This window comes from Actinosynnema sp. ALI-1.44, assembly GCF_001984155.1.
Classification (GTDB): Bacteria; Actinomycetota; Actinomycetes; order Mycobacteriales; family Pseudonocardiaceae; genus Kibdelosporangium.
Genome location: NZ_MTQO01000035.1, coordinates 1 through 15363 on the forward strand (window position 1 = coordinate 1; position 15363 = coordinate 15363).

A 15363-nucleotide genomic window follows, 5' to 3' on the forward strand; every position below is an offset into this window, starting at 1 on the left:
CCGGGCAAGGATGCCTGCCAGGACAGCGAATACGTGCGGTGCGGCACGTGCTCGATCTTCGTGTGGACAGAGCCCCTGCGCGGGTGGCGCCGTGTCCATGCCCTGGCCCAGCGAACCAAGCTCGACTGGGCCGGGCAAGTGAAAGAGCTCCTGACCGTGGACTATCCCGACGCCGAGACCGTGGTGCTGGTCATGGACAACCTCAACACCCACGGCATCGCCTCGCTCTACGAAGCGTTCCCACCCGGCGAGGCCTTCGCCCTGGCCCAGCGCCTGGAGATCCACCCACACCCCCAAACACGGGTCGTGGCTCAACATCGCCGAAATCGAGTTATCCGCACTGTCACGGCAATGCCTCGACCGCCGCATCAGCGACCTCGACACCCTCAACACCGAACTCGCCGCATGGCAACACGCCCTCAACACCGAACAACGCCACATCCGCTGGCAGTTCACCACCGACAACGCACGCGTCAAACTCCGCCACCTCTACCCCAAGAGTTAGCCGCGACAATCTACTAGTTCCGGGTGGCGAACTTGCTCAGCGCGATCCGGTTGGGCATGCCGGTCTTGAAGATCAGACTGGAGACGTGTTTCTCCACCGTCCGCAGCGACAGGTGCAGCCGGTCGGCGATCTCCCGGTTGCCCAGCCGCTCGGCCAGCAGCCGCAGCACCTCGTACTCCCGCACGGTCACGCCGGCGGACCGCAGCGGCATCGGGACACGGTCGATCCCGGTACGGCGTTGGGCGACGCGGTGGCCGGTGCGGCGCAGCAACGCACGGCACGCGCCCGCCACGGCCGTCATGCCCATCTTGTGGAAGTAGTCCTCCGCGGTCCGCAGCCACTCCACCGGCTTGCCCCAGCCCCCGGCCAGTGCGACCTCGCCGACCAGGCGCAACCCGAGGCACCTGCTCATCTCGAACAGCGAGCCGGCCCGGAGCGCCTCCTCGACCGCGGCCTCGGCTTCGACCGCGTCGCCTGCCCTGCCCGCGATCACGGCTCGGGCGAAGTGGGCGAACTGGCGGTCCCAGCGCAACCGGGCGGCCGGGGCGGCGGTGATCTCGTCGTACGCCGCGTGGTCCACCTCCCCGGCGAGCGCGCCGAGCAGCAGGTTCAGCCCGTAACGACCGGCGAGGTGGAACGTCGTCGGGCTCATGTCGTCCGCGTGCAGTGCCACCGCGAGTTCCTTGCGGGCGGTTTCCTGGTCCTCCTCGACCAGTGCGCAGAACGCGCGGCCCAGACCGTGCACCCTGGGCACGAACTGCACGACGTCACCGTTCCAGCGGTGCAGTTCGGCGATCGACTCCTCCATGTCCTTGCGGCGACCGCGGTGGCCGTTCAGCACGACCCGCAGGACCAGCATGTACTGCGTGGTCTCCAGCAGTTTCAGCCTGGTCGTGTCGGCGGTCACCTGGTCGATCAGTGCCGCCGCCGCGTCGAACTCGCCGCGCAGGATCATGTGCAGCGCGATGTTGACCTCCGCCTGGTACCGAGCGGTGACCGCGCCGATCTGGGTGGCCTGGTCGCGGGCCTGGTCGAGCCGGTCGGTCCCGCCGTCGCGCAGCGCGTCGTCGAGGCCGAGCCGGACCAGCGCGTGGATCTCCCAGATCGGCAGGTCGTGCTCGACCGCGATCCCCCGGCTGCGTTCCAGGCACGCGGTCGCCTCGTCCGGGTCGCGGCCCCTGACCAGCGCCCCGATCAACTGCCACGCCTGACACGCCACGATCGGCAGCGGCACCTCCTCGGCCACGGTCGCGGCGCGCCTGGCCATCGCCTCGACCTTCTCCAGTTGCCCCGGTCCGGGCACGTCGAGTTCCAGGTGCGCGGCGACCACGTCCAGCGGGGCGGTGTCCTCGGCGGCCGCGTCCGGGCCGAGCAGCACCCTGGCCGCCTCGACCTGGCTGAGCCCCTCGGAGATGCGCCCGGCGAGGTTGGCCACCCACGCCAGCCTGGTGCGCAGCTGGGCCCGTCGGCGCCGGTCGAGACCTGCGCCCACCTCGTCGAGCACGGTCGACGCGGCCAGCGCCCGGTCCACCAGACCGGCCTCGGCCAGCGCGTACAGCTGGGCCTCCAGGGCGTCCGCGCGAGCGGGCACGTCGTGCACGAGCAAGTCCCACGCCTTGCCCAGCAGCAGGACCGCCGAGTTCGCGGCGCCTTGGGCCAGCGCCCGCCGCCCCGCCTCGGCGAACAGCCGCCCGGCGACGGTCTGGCTGCCCGCGTCCAGCCGCAGCTGCGCGCTCACCTCACACCATTCGCCCGGCAGGCCGGGATAGGCGATGTCCAGCGCGTCCGCCACCTGCTGCGCCAGTGCCGCCCGCTGCGCCGGTGAGATCAGTTTCAGCAGCGCGTCCACGATCAGCGCGTGCTGGAAGCAGTACCAGTCGGGACGCTCGTCGTCCGGCCCGACCAGCTGCACGGCCGGGTCGCTGTGCAGGTGCCCCATCAGGTCCGGGTAGCTCAGGCCGGTCACCATCCGCACCACCGACAGCGGAAAGCCGCGGCCGAGCACGGCGGCCACCGACAGCACCTGGCGTGCCTCGGGTTCCAGCTGCTCCAGGCGCCAGGCCATGCCGCGCACGACCGTCGCGGGCAGGTTCGGGCCGAGCCGTTCGGTCACCTGCCAGCTGTCGCCGTCCCGCACCAGCATCCGGCCGTCGACCATGCTGGTGAGCATCTCCTTGACCAGGAACGGATTGCCCGCGCTGCCCGCCCAGAGCATGTCCGCGGCCTGCTGCGGGATGTCCCGCTCACCGAGGCAGGACGACGCCAGCCTGCGCATGTCCCGCGGGTCGAGCCGGTCGAGCTCGACGACCACGCCGCTGCCGCGCTGGGCAGCGGACTTCGCCAGCCGCATGGCCGGGCACGGCTGGTCACGGATCATGCCGAGCAACAGCACCGGCTGCCGGTCGATGTTGTCGATCATGTACTCGATGACCGCGAGGGTCTCGGCGTCGGTGTCCTGCATGTCGTCGAGCACCATCAGGCAGCCACGGCCCTGCCCGGCGAGCGAGGTCAGGCGCAGCACGGCCTCGGCGAGGATCACCAGTGACCCGGTGTCCTGCCCGGCGGCCGCGTCACCCCAGTCGGGGATCAGCCGCGCCAGCACCGGCCGGTACGAGCCGAGCGCGGCCACGTCGATCGGGTCGGCGTCGCGCGCCAACGACAGCAGTGCCTCGGTCAGCGACCGGTACGGGTCCATCGGGCTGATGGCGCTTCCCCGGCCGCGCAGCAGCCGCATGTCCGCGGCGAGGCCGAGATCAGCCGCCGCCGCGGCCAGCCGCGACTTGCCGATCCCGCTCTCGCCGACGAGGAAAACCGCGCCGCCACGACCACCGCGCGCCGCGGTGAGCGCCTCCTGCACAGTTCGAAGCTCGTCGTCCCGACCCACGATGACCGGAGATCGGTACCCCACGAGGAAGGACCGTACCGGCGTGTTCAGGGCGGGTCCATCCACCAACAGCGTCTTTTCCACCGTCTTAGGGGTGGAATTCGCGCGCATTTCCGGCGTTTTCGCATGCCAGCGACCCGCCGCGAAGCCCGTCTCATGTTCGTATCACAGCGGCCCGAAACCGGCCGATTACCGTCGGTCGCCGATCCGGCACCGACAAAGCGGTCCAATCAGCATCCTTTCGACCGATATCGCCGGGGACGCCCGGCCACCGAAATGAGCGGACGGCACGCACGCGCGGCATTTTCAGGCCGAATTCCGGTCCACGAAATCGCACCGAACAAGATCAACGAGCGCTTCTCGCGTCGATTCCGGAAACCGTCGGCCGCGGCCCGCACGTCGATCCACAGTGGACGACACTCAGGGCAGCTCGCCGGTGAGGCAGTGCTGCACGAGCGCGCCGAACCGCGTCACCAGTTCGTCGGCCGAGGCCGAGGCGATCGGCTCGATCCGCAGGACGTAGCGCGCCACCGTGATGCCGAGCAGCTGCACGTTCACCATGGCGACGCGCATCGCGGCGTCCGGCGTGTCGAGCAGCGCCCGCAGCCTGCCGCTGATCTCGCGGTCGATGAACTCACGCAGCAGCGCCTCGGACTGGTCGTGCGTGGGGGCGAACCTGGTGATCGTCGCCAACGGCGCCCGGTCGGACTTGTCGACGAGTTCCACCAGCGTCCTGATGATCCGTTCACCGACGCCGTCCAGGCCGCCCGCGAACACCTCATCGACCGCGGGCGGGAAGTCGGCGGACATGTCGGCGACGGCGGCGAAGAGTCCCTGTTTGGTGCCGAAGAAGTAGAACACCATGGCCGGGTCGACGCCCGCCGCGGCAGCCACCGCGCGCACTGTCGTGCCGCCGTAGCCGTGTTGGCGGAACAGCGAACGGGCCGTGTCGAGGATCCGCTGCCTGCTCTGCTCGCCCGACCGCCAGCGACCGCGGCGGCCGCTCGGGGAACCGTGTTCTGTCATCGCGGACGAGTCTAACGGAGATTTCTTCATCACTTGGTGGAGATTTCGGCCGGACCCGCGCTACCGTGAACTTCACCAGGCGATGAAGAAAAGAGGGGGCCCGGATGCGGGTGATGGTGATCGGCGCGGGACTCGGCGGGTTGACGCTGGCCCACGGGTTGCGCCAGGCGGGGGTCGACGTCGTGGTGTACGAGCGCGACCAGGCGGAAGGGCGGCCGCAGGGCGTCAGCCTGCACTTCGACGACCGGGCGGTGACGGCGCTGCGGGCGTGTCTGCCGCCTGGCCACGCGGCGATGGTCGAGGCCACCGCCGGTGGACAGCGGGAGCACACGATGTGCCTGTCCGAAGTGGATGGTGAGCTGGTTGTGGAGGCCCAGCCGGAGAGCCGGGCGAGGAAGGGCAGACAGGTCCACCGGCCGTTGTTGCGAGCGGTGCTGCTGACCGGCCTGACCGACCGGGTCCGGTTCGGCACCGGATTCACCCGGTTCGAGCAACGCGGCGACGGCACAGTCCGGGCCTGGTTCGCCGACGGCAGCACGGACACCGCGGACGTCCTGGTCGGCGCCGACGGGATCGGGTCGGCGGTGCGGAGCCAGTACCTGCCGCACGTCCAGGTGGTCGACACCGGCAAACGCATGCTCATGGGCGCGACCGCCCTGCATGCCGTGGCCGACACTGGCCTGCCGGGGCTGATCGGCCACAACGCCACCAGCGTGAACGTGCGTGGCACGACCATGGCGTTGGGCGTGCTGCGCTTCAGCCAACATCCCACCGCCGCGCGGGATCAGTGGCTGCCTGCGCTGCGCTCCCCCGTTGTCGACAACGCCGAGGACTACGTCATGTGGGCGCTGCCCGGTGCCGAACCCACGCACCCCGTTCTGCGGCGGGTGGTCGAGAAGGCGTGGCCGGATGCCACGGCCCAGCTGCGGATCGGGCTGATCCCGCCGATGCCACCGTGGCCTCCCGGCCCGGTCACGCTGATCGGCGACGCGATCCACCTGGCACCGGGGTTCGGCGGCAACCTGGCGATGCAGGACGCACACCGCCTGTGCGACGCGTTGGTGCACGGCGGTCCCGGGGCCATCGGCGTGTACGAGAAAGCGATGCGCCAGGACAACTTCCTGCACTCCGTCGGTGCCGTATGAAACTGGCCGCACTGACAAGCAGAACACTGTCGTTGTTCGACGCGTTGGGCGGTTGGCGCACGGTCGCCGAGGGCGTCGCGTCACGGGCGCTGTTCGTCATCGCCTACCTGATCACCGAGCAGGTGTTGACCTCGGCACTGATCGCGGTCGGCGGTGTCCTGGTCGTCGCGGTGATCAGGGTGTGCACGGACGGGAAGTTCTGGCAGGCGTTCGTCGGGCTCGTACTGGTCGGCCTGTCGGCGTTGCTGGCCGGGAGCACCGGACAGGGAGTGGACTTCTACCTGATCGGCATCGTGATGGGCGCGTGCGCGGGAACGGTCACCCTGCTGTCCATCCTGGTGCGCTGCCCCCTGATCGGCTTGGCCGTCGGGACTGTGCGCGGTGAACGCCTCGCCTGGCGGCGCGACCCGGAGCGTCGGCGGCGCTACCAGCTCTGCACGGCGGTGTTCCTGGCGAAGTTCGTCATCGCCACGGCCGTGCAACTGCCGCTGTACCTGTCCGGCCAGGTGATCGCGCTCGGCATCGCCAGCACACTGCTGAACACGCCCGCACTGGGTCTTTGTGCCTATGTCTGCTGGCGGATCCTGCGCACCGAGGCGGGGCCCGACCACACGGGGTGCGAGTTCAGGTGTTCGGCAGAGTGCGGCCACTCGACGGCACCGGCCAGTTAAAGGTAAATGGTTTCCCTTGGACCGCAGTTCACCGGTGAAGTCCACCCAAGGGAGAGACCATGCGTGTGCGTCTCCAGGCGAGAACGTTCTCGCTCGCGTTGTCCGGCGTCGTCGCCGCCGCCGTCCTCAGCTCGCCGTTCACCGCCGCGGCGGCACCGGTGAAGAAAGTGCTCGTGGTCGGGATGGACGGGCTGAACTGGGCCAAGGTGGTGTCGGCGAACGCGCCGAACCTGGACGCGCTGGCAGCGGGCGGTTCGCTGGGCGAGAGCCTGCTGTACTGCCCGTCGGTGGCCGCGTCGTCCAGCGGGCCGGGGTGGTCGACGATCGCGACCGGTGTGTGGCCGGACAAGCACGGCGTCAAGGACAACTCGTTCGCGGGCAAGCAGTACGCCACCTACCCGGACTTCCTGACCCGGCTGGAGCGCGTGAACCCGGCGTACCGCACCTATTCGGCGGTCGACTGGGCCGTGCTGCACTCCCAGGGCACGTTCTCGTCGTCCATCGACACCCGTGTCACCTACGACGGCGACCGTGACGGGTACGTGGTGTCGGACGAGAAGATCACCGCTGACACGGTGCGCAACCTGCGTGATGGCAACCCGGACGCGTCGTTCGTGTATCTCGGCAACACCGACGTGGTCGCGCACGCCAGTGGGACGGGCGCGCCGTACGCCGCCGCGATCGAGAAGCAGGACGCCCAACTCGGGCAGTTGCTCGGCGCGGTCAAGGCACGGCCGACGTACGCCAACGAGGACTGGCTCGTCGTGGTCGCCACCGATCACGGCCACAACAACCCGGGCGGCGGTCACGGTGGCTGTGGCGTGAGCGATGAGCGACGCACGTTCGTGCTCGCCAAGGGCTCCGGGATCGCGGCGGGCGCCCGGCCGGTCGACACGCGGCTGGCCGATGTGTCCGCGACGGTGTTCAACCACTTGGGCGTGGCCGCCGATCCGGCGTGGAAGCTCGACAGCAAGCCGGTTTCCGTGCGTTCCCGGGACGCGTTCGACTCGCTGTACGGTTCGCTGTCCGCCCGGGTCGACGAGACCGGGATTCCCGCGACGGTCAAGGGCTGGACGCACACCGCGCCCGCGGGCTGGTCCGTCGACCGCAGCCGGATGCCGTCCGGCGGCGTGACGGAGTGGCGGGGCTGGTCGTTCACGACCGACGAATTCTGGACACGCGCCCAGGCGAGCCAGGAACGGGAGAACGCGATGCGCACGCGTGGTGTGTTCGCGGTCGCCGACTCCGACGAGTTCGCCGACAAGACCGGCGGTACCAGCTTCGACTCGACGCTGGTCTCCCCCGCGTACCCGGTCACGGCGGGTGGCGGCGTGACGCTCAACTACGTCACGCACTACCTGCAAGAAGGTTCGCAGACCGGTGACGTGTCGGTGTCCTTCAACGGCGGCGCCGACCAGTTGGTCAAACGCTACTCGGCGGACGCGCGTGCCAAGGCCGAGTCGCTGCCGGTGACCGTTCCGGCGGGCGCGACCTCGATGGTCGTGAAGTTCCGCTACCACAACGCGAACAACAACTGGTACTGGGCGATCGACGACCTGCGCGTCGGCTGAGCGGGACAGCGACATGGGCACGGCCACCCTCAGCCGTGCCCATGCCTAGTCCTTGTACGTCAACGGGAATCGTCATCGGAAACATACGTGGCACCGCGTTTGGAGAACGCGGCCCACAAGTTGAAGCCGATGATTCCCACCCCGAACGCCACCCATAACCACAGGAAACCGCCGGTCGGCTTGTTCGCGAGCTGAACTATGCCGAAGATCAGCATCGCGACACCGGCCACCGCCCCGAAGACGGCCATCGGCTTGGACGGCTTGATGCGAGCCACGGGAACCTCCACAGTCGTCGGACTCTGAAGGGATTCCCCCGACAGGGTGACGGTCAAACGTCAGAAGACGTCGCCCGTTCTCGCCTGCCCGAGGTGAGCTCGCCCGCGGGGTTCATGTCCACCCGCAGTCGCTGCTCACCCCCCGACCCGCTGGGACCGCGCGCGGCCACGCACCCGTACCTTCACAGTGGACCCTGCCTCGCCGTCCGGCTCGACCGTGGTGAACGGCCGGGCCTGGTTCACGCCCAGCGCGAACCGCGCGTACACCGCGCTCGGGTGGTCGCCGTACTCCTGCGCCGCCGCGCGGAACCCGGCACGCCCGTAGTCGAACCTGGACGGTTCCGGCGGTTCGGCGACGGCGATGTCCGGCACGGTTCCGGCCGCGGCCGCGCCGAGCGGGATGGGCCACCCCACGTGCCATCGCACTGCCTCCCAGCGGCCGCGCCACGGGCGAGATTACGCCGTTCCGCCCACAACTTCTGCGTGTTCGATACCAAAGTCTTCAGTTGTTCGTCATAAGTGGTTAGCATCCCGCTGTCCGCTCACGGAGGCCGAAAGGCGCTATCCGCCATGGAAGACAACGCACAGCAGCACAGGCGGTTCACCCGCCGAGACGTGTTCACCGCGTCCGCCTCAGCCGCCGCCGTGCTCGGCGCGGCGGGCTTACCGATCCTCGCCACCGCGACTCCCGCCCTCGCCGACACCGAGAGTGAGCGGAACCGGGGCCGTGGACTGCGCGCCGAACCGCTGATCCCGTCCCGCAACCGAGGCATCATCCTCTACAGCGTCCGCGACCGCATCACAGCGGCACCGGACAACACGGGCGTCCCGTATGGATTCGAACGGGTGCTGGCCCGACTGGCCGAGGTCGGCTACAAGGAGATCGAGTTCGCGGGCTACACGCAGCACACCTCGATCCTCGGCCGTCAGATCACGCCGAAGGAGATCCGCAAGATCCTGGACGACAACGGGCTGGTCGCCAACGGCACGCACACGCAGATCAACCCGGCCACGTTCGACAAGGAGATGGACATCGCCCAGGAACTGGGCATGCGCAACATCGGTACGGGCGGCGACCCGGCGAACACGGCGTACAAGTCCGACTGGGACGCGGCCGCCGACACCTGGAACGAGCTGGGCCGCCGGGCGAAGGCCCGCGGCCTGCGCCTGTACACCCACAACCACGACGCCGCCTACGGCTTCATGCTCGACACCGGGCCGTCGGACGCGAACGGGAAGCCGACGCGCTCGTCCGGACAGCGCCGACTCGAGTACTTCTTCGACAAGACCGACCCCCGCTACGTCTTCTTCGAGATGGACATCTACTGGGCGTACGTGGCGCGGTACAAGCACAAGACGTACACCGACCGCTGGGGACGTCAGCAAACCGACCTGTTCGACCCGATTCTGACAGTCGCGCCCCGCACGACGCGGTTCCCGTTGTTCCACGCCAAGGACGGCAACCGCAACACGGCCGTACCCGACGGGCACGACATGGTGGTGTTCGGCGAAGGTGACCTCAACTTCCAGCAGTTCTTCCAGACCATCGGCGAGCAGGACTTCCACCACGCCAACTGGGAGCACGACGGCGCACCCGGCGGGCCGAACGCACCAGGACAGTCGCTGGACTTCGCCACGCGGAGCTACGCCAACATGGCCGAGCTGACCATCTACCGCCGCTGAGGGCACCGGGCCGGGGTTTTTCTCCGCCATGAGGACCTCGGCCCGATCCCGTGCGCCTGCCGCGCGGGCTGTGGCGAACTGCCCGCCACAGCCCGCGCGGTGGGCCACCGGTCAGCCGAACTCCAGGCCGAGCGAGCCGACCACCAGTCCGGTGTCCCGCTCGACGACCAGGCGGTGGCCGTACTCGCCGAGCCACGCCGGGTTCTTGCCGAACAGACCGGCGATCACGCCGTCGCCTTCGGCGGGGAAGTCGTCAGCCCACTCCGGCTGCCGGGTGCCGTCCACGACGGCGGTGATCTCTTCGGATGTCCACGAGCGCAGCTCGTGGCGCTCGGTCTTCAGCGATGACACTGGGTGAAACTCCTGGTCAGAGGGGAACGGGCATGCTGAGGATGGCTGTGGCGCAGCCATGCTCATCAACTCATCGTCATCCCCACCACACAGCCCTGACCTGGAAGTTCAGGGTCGGGCCGGGGTCTTCACCGATGTTTCGCGCAATCGGACACTGGCAACATAACTGACATGGCTACCGCAACGATAACCAGGTCACGGCACAACAAGGTGATCGCGGGGGTGTGTGCCGGCCTGGCAGAGCGGGTCGGCTGGAAACCGAAGACCATGCGTCTGGCGTTCCTGCTCTCGTGCCTGCTCCCCGGGCCGCAGTTCATCGCCTACCTCGTGCTCTGGATGGTCATGCCGCAGCGCGACTACTGAGGGGCGACTGCTGAGGGGCGCCTACTGACAAGTACCGGAAGAGCGGTTCGCACGGCGTTCTCCGGGGTCCTAGCCTCGCGCCATGCGAAAACTCTTGGCCATCGGTTTGTCCGTCTTGGTCACGGCAGTCGCCGTGGCTCCGGCCGCCCCCGCGCACGAGCCACGGCGGGCGACGCTGGTCCAGTTCGCCTCGTTACCCGCCGAGACGTACCTGCCCGCCAGCGAGCCGTCCGGCGCCGCGCTGGGCACCGCGCCGATCAACGGCATCACACCGCCGTTCGCCGACCAGCCGATCCAGGGCTTCAGCGGCATCGTGCGCAACCAGGACGGCACGTTCGACACGATCAGCGACAACGGTTACGGCGTCAAGGCCACCAGCGCGGACTTCGCGCTGCGGATCAACCGCGTCGCCCCTGATTTCGCCACGGGCCGGGTGGACGTGCTCGGCGGAATCACACTGACGGACCCGGACCGGCGTGTTCCGTTCCCGCTTGCCAGGCCGGACCGGGTCCTCACCGGCGCGGACATCGACCCGGAGTCGATCGTCCGCGCCGGTGACGGCACGTACTGGGTCGGCGACGAGTTCGGCCCGTACCTGCTGCACTTCGACCGCACCGGGCGGCTGCTCGCGGCGCCGTACCCGCTGCCCGGCGTGTTCGCGCCGGAGAACCCCGGTGGCACGGCGAACCTCCCCGGCAGCAAGGGCTTCGAGGGGGTGTCGATCTCGCCGGACGGCCGCACGCTCAACGCGCTGCTGGAGGGCACGGTCGCCGGGGACGAGCCGGGAACGTTGCGGCTCAACGAGTTCGACATCGCGTCCGGGCGGTTCACCGGCAAGCGGTGGATCTACCAGCTCGGCTCACCCAATCTGGCCATCGGCGACGCGATCGCCGTGGACCGCGACCGGCTGCTGGTGATCGAGCGGGACAGCGGCCAGGGCGCGAACGCCAAGATCAAACGCGTCCACCTCGCCGACAAACGTGACCGGGACGGGGACGGCAAGCTCGACAAGACGCTCGTCGCCGACCTGATGGACATCGCCAACCCGCGCGGGATCGGCGGTTTCGGCAAGACGTTCACGTTCCCGTTCCAGACCATCGAGGACCTGGTGCTGCTGGACGACCGGACACTGGGCGTGCTCAACGACAACAACTTCCCGTTCTCGTCCGGTCGCACACCGGGCAAGCCCGACGACAACGAGTTCATTGTGCTGCGGCTGCCGGAGTCGCTGCGTTAGTTTGACGACCATGGACTCGGACGCGCTGGCCAAGCAGCTTTTCGGTGACGTCACCGGCGCACTGCGGATGTACGCCGTCTACCTGGGTGAGCGTCTCGGTTACTACCGGGCGCTCGCCGACGGCGGCCCGATGACACCGGCACGCCTCGCCGCCGCAACCGGGACGAACGAGCGCTACACCCGCGAATGGCTGGAACACCAGGCGTCCTGCGGTCTGCTCACAGTGGACGAGGAGCACGTGTTCACCTTGCCGCCGGAGCACGTGCCGGTGCTGGCCGACGCCGATCACGTGCTGTACGGCACCCAGTCGCCCGTCAACCTGGTACGCGTCGGCCGCAGGTTGGGGGACCTGGTGGACGCCTACCGCACGGGCGACGCGCCGCCGCCGATCCCGTGGGAGCCGGAGGGCAGGTCGGCCACGAACCGCGCGCAGTACCTCAACCTGTTGGGCAAGCAATGGGTGCCCGCGATCCCGGACGTGCACGCCCGGCTGTCGAGCGGTGGGGCGCGTGTCGCCGACATCGCCTGCGGCCTCGGCTGGACCAGCATCGCGTTGGCGAAGGCGTACCCGGCCATCACGGTGGACGGACTGGACCTGGACGCGGAGGCGATCGAGGCGGCCACCCGCAACGCCGAGGAGTCCGGCGTCGCCGACCGGGTGACGTTCGCCGCGAAGAACGCCGCCGAACTCACCTCCGCACAACCCTACGACGCGGTGTTCATCATCGAAGCCCTGCACGACATGACCAACCCGGTCGACGCGCTGCGCACAGCACGGGACCTGCTGGTCCCGGGCGGGTCGGTACTGGTGTTCGACACCAAACCGGGCGAGGAGTTCACCGCGCCCGGCCCGTTGGTCGAGCAGTACGAGTACGGCTGGAGCCTGGTCGCCTGCCTGCCCGCGACCATGGGCGTCCCCGGCTCGGCGATGACCGGGACCGTGATGCGCCCCGCCACCCTCCGCCGTTACGCGGAGGAGGCGGGGTTCACCGACGTCACGATCGTGCCGATCGAGTCCGAAACGTGGCGCTTCTACCAGCTGCGGGGCTGACGGAGCTCAACGACGCCGCCGCCGGAAGCCCACCCGTGGCGGCCGGGTGCGCGGACCGTGGCGGCGCCGCTGGTGCCGCCACGACGTGATCGACGCCGTCGAAGGCCACGACCGCTCCACGGGTGCCAGGTTCGGGCCGCCGGTGGCGGGCATCCGGATGCCCGCTCCTTCCTCCCAAGGCGCCCAGCACAGCACCTGCTCCCATAAGGTCCGCTGATACGCAAGCCGTAACGTCAACGCAGGCCCCCTTCCGTGTGCCATTGTCCCGTGGATCAGGCTGCGTACCAACGGAATAACCAGAAGCCTGTTAACAGGACAACAGGGCTGTCCGGTAGGTGGCGGTGAACGTGGTCGCCGTCGCCGGGGCCGTGATCGTGTGGCTCTGGGCGCCGCCGTCCGACCATGATCGGTAGCAGTACCTGAACAGGCCCGTGCCCTGCGGACTCGGTGCGCTGATGGTGTTCGCCGAGCCCACGATCACCGTACGGGTGAACGGTGCCGTGCCTGCCTGGTTGAAATGCGTCAGCGTTCGGCCCGACGGGCTGCTGGCGAACGTCAACTGCACGGTCCGCGGGTCGAGGCGGACGGACGTGCTCGCCGTACGGCCACTGGAATCCTGTGCGGTCAGCACCAGTTCCAGATGTGACGGGTACTCGTGGTCCGGCGCGGAGAAACTGCCGGTCGCCGTGCCCGGGAAGGTCTGCACCGTGTGCGTGTGGCAGTTGCTGGGGCAGTGTTGCAGCAGCAGTTGCCACGACAGCGCGGTTGCCGGGAGTGCGCCGTCCTGGGCGTCGACCGCGTGGCCGGAGAACGTGATCGGGTCGCCCACCTTCCAGTTCACCGCCGGATCGGGGGTGGTGATCACCGGGACCGGATCGGGGTTGACGGGGTTGCCCGCGGTCACGACCACTGTCGAGGTGTCGCTGAGTCCGCCGGGGTCGGTGACTCTGAGTTTGACCGACACGATCGCGTCCGCTGTGTAGGTCCACGTGGGGTTCGCCGCGGTGGAGTCGTCGAACGCGCCGTCACCGTCCAGGTCCCACGCGTACGCCAGGGTTTGCGCGTCGGGGTCGCTCGAACCGGAACCGGAGAACTGCACGTTCAACGGCAGCGCACCGCTGGACGGTGTGGCGGTGGCGACGGAGGTCGGTGCCCGGTTGCCCGTGGGATAGCTGACTCGGCGCAACTGGCCGCCGTTGAGCGCCACGTAGAAGATGTCACCGCCAGGGCCGGACAGGACGTGCACAGGCACGTTGGCTCCGGTCACGAATGGTGTGATCGTCGCGGGGTCCGGTGTGCCGGACGCGTTGCGGCGCATGGCCCAGATGCAGCCGCGGTTGGCGTCGGCGAAGAACAGCGCGCCACGGTACTCGGCCGGGTAGTTGCTGTCGTTCTCGAACGCGATTCCGGCGATCGACGAACTGCCGGTCGGGCACCCGTCCCCCGCGACCACGTTGTTGCTGTGGTTGTAGGCGAAGTGCGGGGCGTTCTGCCCTGTGCTGTAAAGGTTCTCGCACGTCGTGAGGTTGGCGTTGTCGTAGCCGGACTGCCGTGCGCCGCCTTCGTAGCACGGCCAACCGAAGTTCTCGGCGACGGCGTCACCGGTGGTGGTGATCCGGTTGACCTCCTCCCAGGTGCCCCAGCCGACATCACCGACCCACAGTTCGTTGGTTCCCGGGCGGACCGCCATGCGGAACGGGTTGCGCAGGCCGTAAGCGATCACGCGCTTGGCGTTGGCGTCGGCGCTGGCGGCGAACGGGTTGCCGGACAGGCCCGCGCCGGTGGCCGGGTCGATCCGGATGACCGTGCCGTCCAGTGTTCGCGGCTGACCGGCCGTGCGGCGCACGGACTGCGACCGCAACGCCCCACCGAGAGCCGTTGGCGGGCTGAGGTTCGTGCCCTCCGCGCCGGGCGGGTCCCCGCACGGGTTGCCCGTCTGTCCCCAGTCGGCGTAGTTGAAGCTCGCGCCATCACCACCGCTGACGTACAGCGCGCCGTCCGGGCCGAACGCCAGCGAGCCGATCGAGTGGCTCGGGAACTGCTGGCACCAGTCAGTCAGCACAACCTGTTCGGCGGTCGCGGTGTTGCCGTTGGCGACCAGTCGCGACAGTCGCCCTTGGACCAGACAGCCCTGGTTGGTGGCACCGGGCGGGTCGGGGCAGACGTCGCCCCACCCCAGGTAGTCGTAGGTGTACAGCACGTACACATGAGGCGTGGCGGGGAACTGCGGGTCGAGCGCGAGACCGAGCAGACCCCGGTCCCAGAAGTCGTGCACCTGCGGGCGCAGGTCGGCGAAGACGGTCGGCGTGGTGTCACCGAGTCCGTCGTAGACCTTGATGATCCCGCTCTTCTCCGCGATGAACACGCGCCCGTCGGGCGCGAACGCGGCCTGCGTCGGCGCGGTCAGCCCGGAAATGGCGACGGTGTCAGTGAAACCGGCGGGCACGGCCGCGGAAGCGACCAGCCCGCCGGGTAAGCCGACCAGTGCACCGGCCAGAACGGCCAGTACGGTGAGAAGTCTTGTCATGGGCGGTCCCTCAGCGAATCGACACGGCGTGGGTTCGTGGCGGACATCGCAAACTGGACAGAAGGCGGTAGCAC

The 15363-nt window shown here is 69.1% G+C and carries 14 protein-coding genes and 1 pseudogene; 8 read left to right on the top strand and 7 right to left on the bottom strand.

The window, feature by feature from the left end; genetic code table 11:
* Positions 1 to 522, top strand: a pseudogene (locus ALI144C_RS08415) (hypothetical protein); the annotation flags it as partial.
* On the opposite strand, the gene ALI144C_RS08420 reads toward ALI144C_RS08415, so the two are convergent.
* Positions 519 to 3413, bottom strand: coding sequence for an ATP-binding protein (locus ALI144C_RS08420; RefSeq protein WP_076986649.1), 2895 nt, complete (start codon positions 3411 to 3413; stop codon positions 519 to 521). The pseudogene ALI144C_RS08415 and the gene ALI144C_RS08420 sit on opposite strands and share 4 nt — an antisense overlap.
* 396 nt (positions 3414 to 3809) lie before the next feature.
* Positions 3810 to 4415, bottom strand: a complete 606-nt coding sequence (locus tag ALI144C_RS08425) for a TetR/AcrR family transcriptional regulator (RefSeq protein ID WP_076986460.1) — start codon at positions 4413 to 4415, stop codon at positions 3810 to 3812.
* A 104-nt stretch (positions 4416 to 4519) separates the two neighbouring features.
* Here ALI144C_RS08425 and ALI144C_RS08430 point away from each other — a divergent pair, with 104 nt between their 5' ends.
* From ALI144C_RS08430 to ALI144C_RS08440, 3 genes are read left to right on the top strand one after another with little or no spacing between them, the layout of a single operon-like run.
* Complete coding sequence (locus ALI144C_RS08430) at positions 4520 to 5560, top strand: FAD-dependent oxidoreductase (protein WP_076986461.1); 1041 nt, start codon at positions 4520 to 4522, stop codon at positions 5558 to 5560.
* The gene (locus tag ALI144C_RS08435; RefSeq protein ID WP_076986462.1) at positions 5557 to 6231 is read left to right on the top strand and encodes a DUF3159 domain-containing protein; all 675 of its coding nucleotides are present in this window, start codon (positions 5557 to 5559) and stop codon (positions 6229 to 6231) included. The genes ALI144C_RS08430 and ALI144C_RS08435 overlap by 4 nt, the downstream gene beginning before the upstream one ends.
* Positions 6232 to 6290: 59 nt before the next feature.
* The gene (locus tag ALI144C_RS08440; RefSeq protein WP_076986463.1) at positions 6291 to 7802 is read left to right on the top strand and encodes an alkaline phosphatase family protein; all 1512 of its coding nucleotides are present in this window, start codon (positions 6291 to 6293) and stop codon (positions 7800 to 7802) included.
* Between the two features lie 59 nt (positions 7803 to 7861).
* Here the strand turns inward: ALI144C_RS08440 and ALI144C_RS08445 are convergent, their stop codons facing one another.
* Together ALI144C_RS08445 and ALI144C_RS08450 are read right to left on the bottom strand one after the other, a co-directional pair.
* Positions 7862 to 8077: a hypothetical protein gene (locus tag ALI144C_RS08445; protein WP_237774048.1), complete on the bottom strand. Its 216-nt coding sequence runs from the start codon at positions 8075 to 8077 to the stop codon at positions 7862 to 7864.
* A 135-nt stretch (positions 8078 to 8212) separates the two neighbouring features.
* On the bottom strand, positions 8213 to 8491 hold the full coding sequence (locus ALI144C_RS08450) for a hypothetical protein (RefSeq protein WP_076986464.1): 279 nt from the start codon (positions 8489 to 8491) through the stop codon (positions 8213 to 8215).
* Positions 8492 to 8647: 156 nt separating this feature from the next.
* Between ALI144C_RS08450 and ALI144C_RS08455 the strand changes: the two genes are divergently transcribed.
* Positions 8648 to 9760: a sugar phosphate isomerase/epimerase family protein gene (locus tag ALI144C_RS08455; RefSeq protein ID WP_076986465.1), complete on the top strand. Its 1113-nt coding sequence runs from the start codon at positions 8648 to 8650 to the stop codon at positions 9758 to 9760.
* A gap of 111 nt (positions 9761 to 9871) precedes the next feature.
* Here ALI144C_RS08455 and ALI144C_RS08460 read toward each other — a convergent pair whose 3' ends face one another.
* Positions 9872 to 10111, bottom strand: a complete 240-nt coding sequence (locus ALI144C_RS08460) for a hypothetical protein (protein WP_076986466.1) — start codon at positions 10109 to 10111, stop codon at positions 9872 to 9874.
* 171 nt (positions 10112 to 10282) lie between these two features.
* Between ALI144C_RS08460 and ALI144C_RS08465 the strand changes: the two genes are divergently transcribed.
* The 3 genes from ALI144C_RS08465 (at position 10283) to ALI144C_RS08475 (ending at position 12762) form a co-directional block, all read left to right on the top strand.
* The gene (locus tag ALI144C_RS08465) at positions 10283 to 10474 is read left to right on the top strand and encodes a PspC domain-containing protein (protein WP_076986467.1); all 192 of its coding nucleotides are present in this window, start codon (positions 10283 to 10285) and stop codon (positions 10472 to 10474) included.
* A gap of 82 nt (positions 10475 to 10556) precedes the next feature.
* Positions 10557 to 11711, top strand: a complete 1155-nt coding sequence (locus ALI144C_RS08470; RefSeq protein ID WP_076986468.1) for an esterase-like activity of phytase family protein — start codon at positions 10557 to 10559, stop codon at positions 11709 to 11711.
* Positions 11712 to 11721: 10 nt separating this feature from the next.
* Positions 11722 to 12762, top strand: coding sequence for an SAM-dependent methyltransferase (locus ALI144C_RS08475; RefSeq protein WP_076986469.1), 1041 nt, complete (start codon positions 11722 to 11724; stop codon positions 12760 to 12762).
* Between the two features lie 6 nt (positions 12763 to 12768).
* On the opposite strand, the gene ALI144C_RS54220 is transcribed toward ALI144C_RS08475, so the two are convergent.
* Positions 12769 to 12999, bottom strand: a complete 231-nt coding sequence (locus tag ALI144C_RS54220; RefSeq protein ID WP_143230514.1) for a hypothetical protein — start codon at positions 12997 to 12999, stop codon at positions 12769 to 12771.
* Between the two features lie 70 nt (positions 13000 to 13069).
* On the bottom strand, positions 13070 to 15289 hold the full coding sequence (locus ALI144C_RS08480; protein ID WP_083752852.1) for a PQQ-dependent sugar dehydrogenase: 2220 nt from the start codon (positions 15287 to 15289) through the stop codon (positions 13070 to 13072).
* Between the last annotated feature and the right edge of the window lie 74 nt (positions 15290 to 15363).

What these genes read in the sequence shown, in the direction of transcription:
- ALI144C_RS08455 (WP_076986465.1), top strand. Translation starts at nt 8,648, where the DNA reads ATGGAAGACAACGCACAGCAGCACAGGCGGTTCACCCGCCGAGACGTG.
- ALI144C_RS08435 (WP_076986462.1), top strand. Translation starts at nt 5,557, where the DNA reads ATGAAACTGGCCGCACTGACAAGCAGAACACTGTCGTTGTTCGACGCG.
- ALI144C_RS08430 (WP_076986461.1), top strand. Translation starts at nt 4,520, where the DNA reads ATGCGGGTGATGGTGATCGGCGCGGGACTCGGCGGGTTGACGCTGGCC.
- ALI144C_RS08475 (WP_076986469.1), top strand. Translation starts at nt 11,722, where the DNA reads ATGGACTCGGACGCGCTGGCCAAGCAGCTTTTCGGTGACGTCACCGGC.
- ALI144C_RS08425 (WP_076986460.1), bottom strand. Translation starts at nt 4,415, where the DNA reads ATGACAGAACACGGTTCCCCGAGCGGCCGCCGCGGTCGCTGGCGGTCG.
- ALI144C_RS08440 (WP_076986463.1), top strand. Translation starts at nt 6,291, where the DNA reads ATGCGTGTGCGTCTCCAGGCGAGAACGTTCTCGCTCGCGTTGTCCGGC.
- ALI144C_RS08480 (WP_083752852.1), bottom strand. Translation starts at nt 15,289, where the DNA reads ATGACAAGACTTCTCACCGTACTGGCCGTTCTGGCCGGTGCACTGGTC.
- ALI144C_RS08470 (WP_076986468.1), top strand. Translation starts at nt 10,557, where the DNA reads ATGCGAAAACTCTTGGCCATCGGTTTGTCCGTCTTGGTCACGGCAGTC.
- ALI144C_RS08465 (WP_076986467.1), top strand. Translation starts at nt 10,283, where the DNA reads ATGGCTACCGCAACGATAACCAGGTCACGGCACAACAAGGTGATCGCG.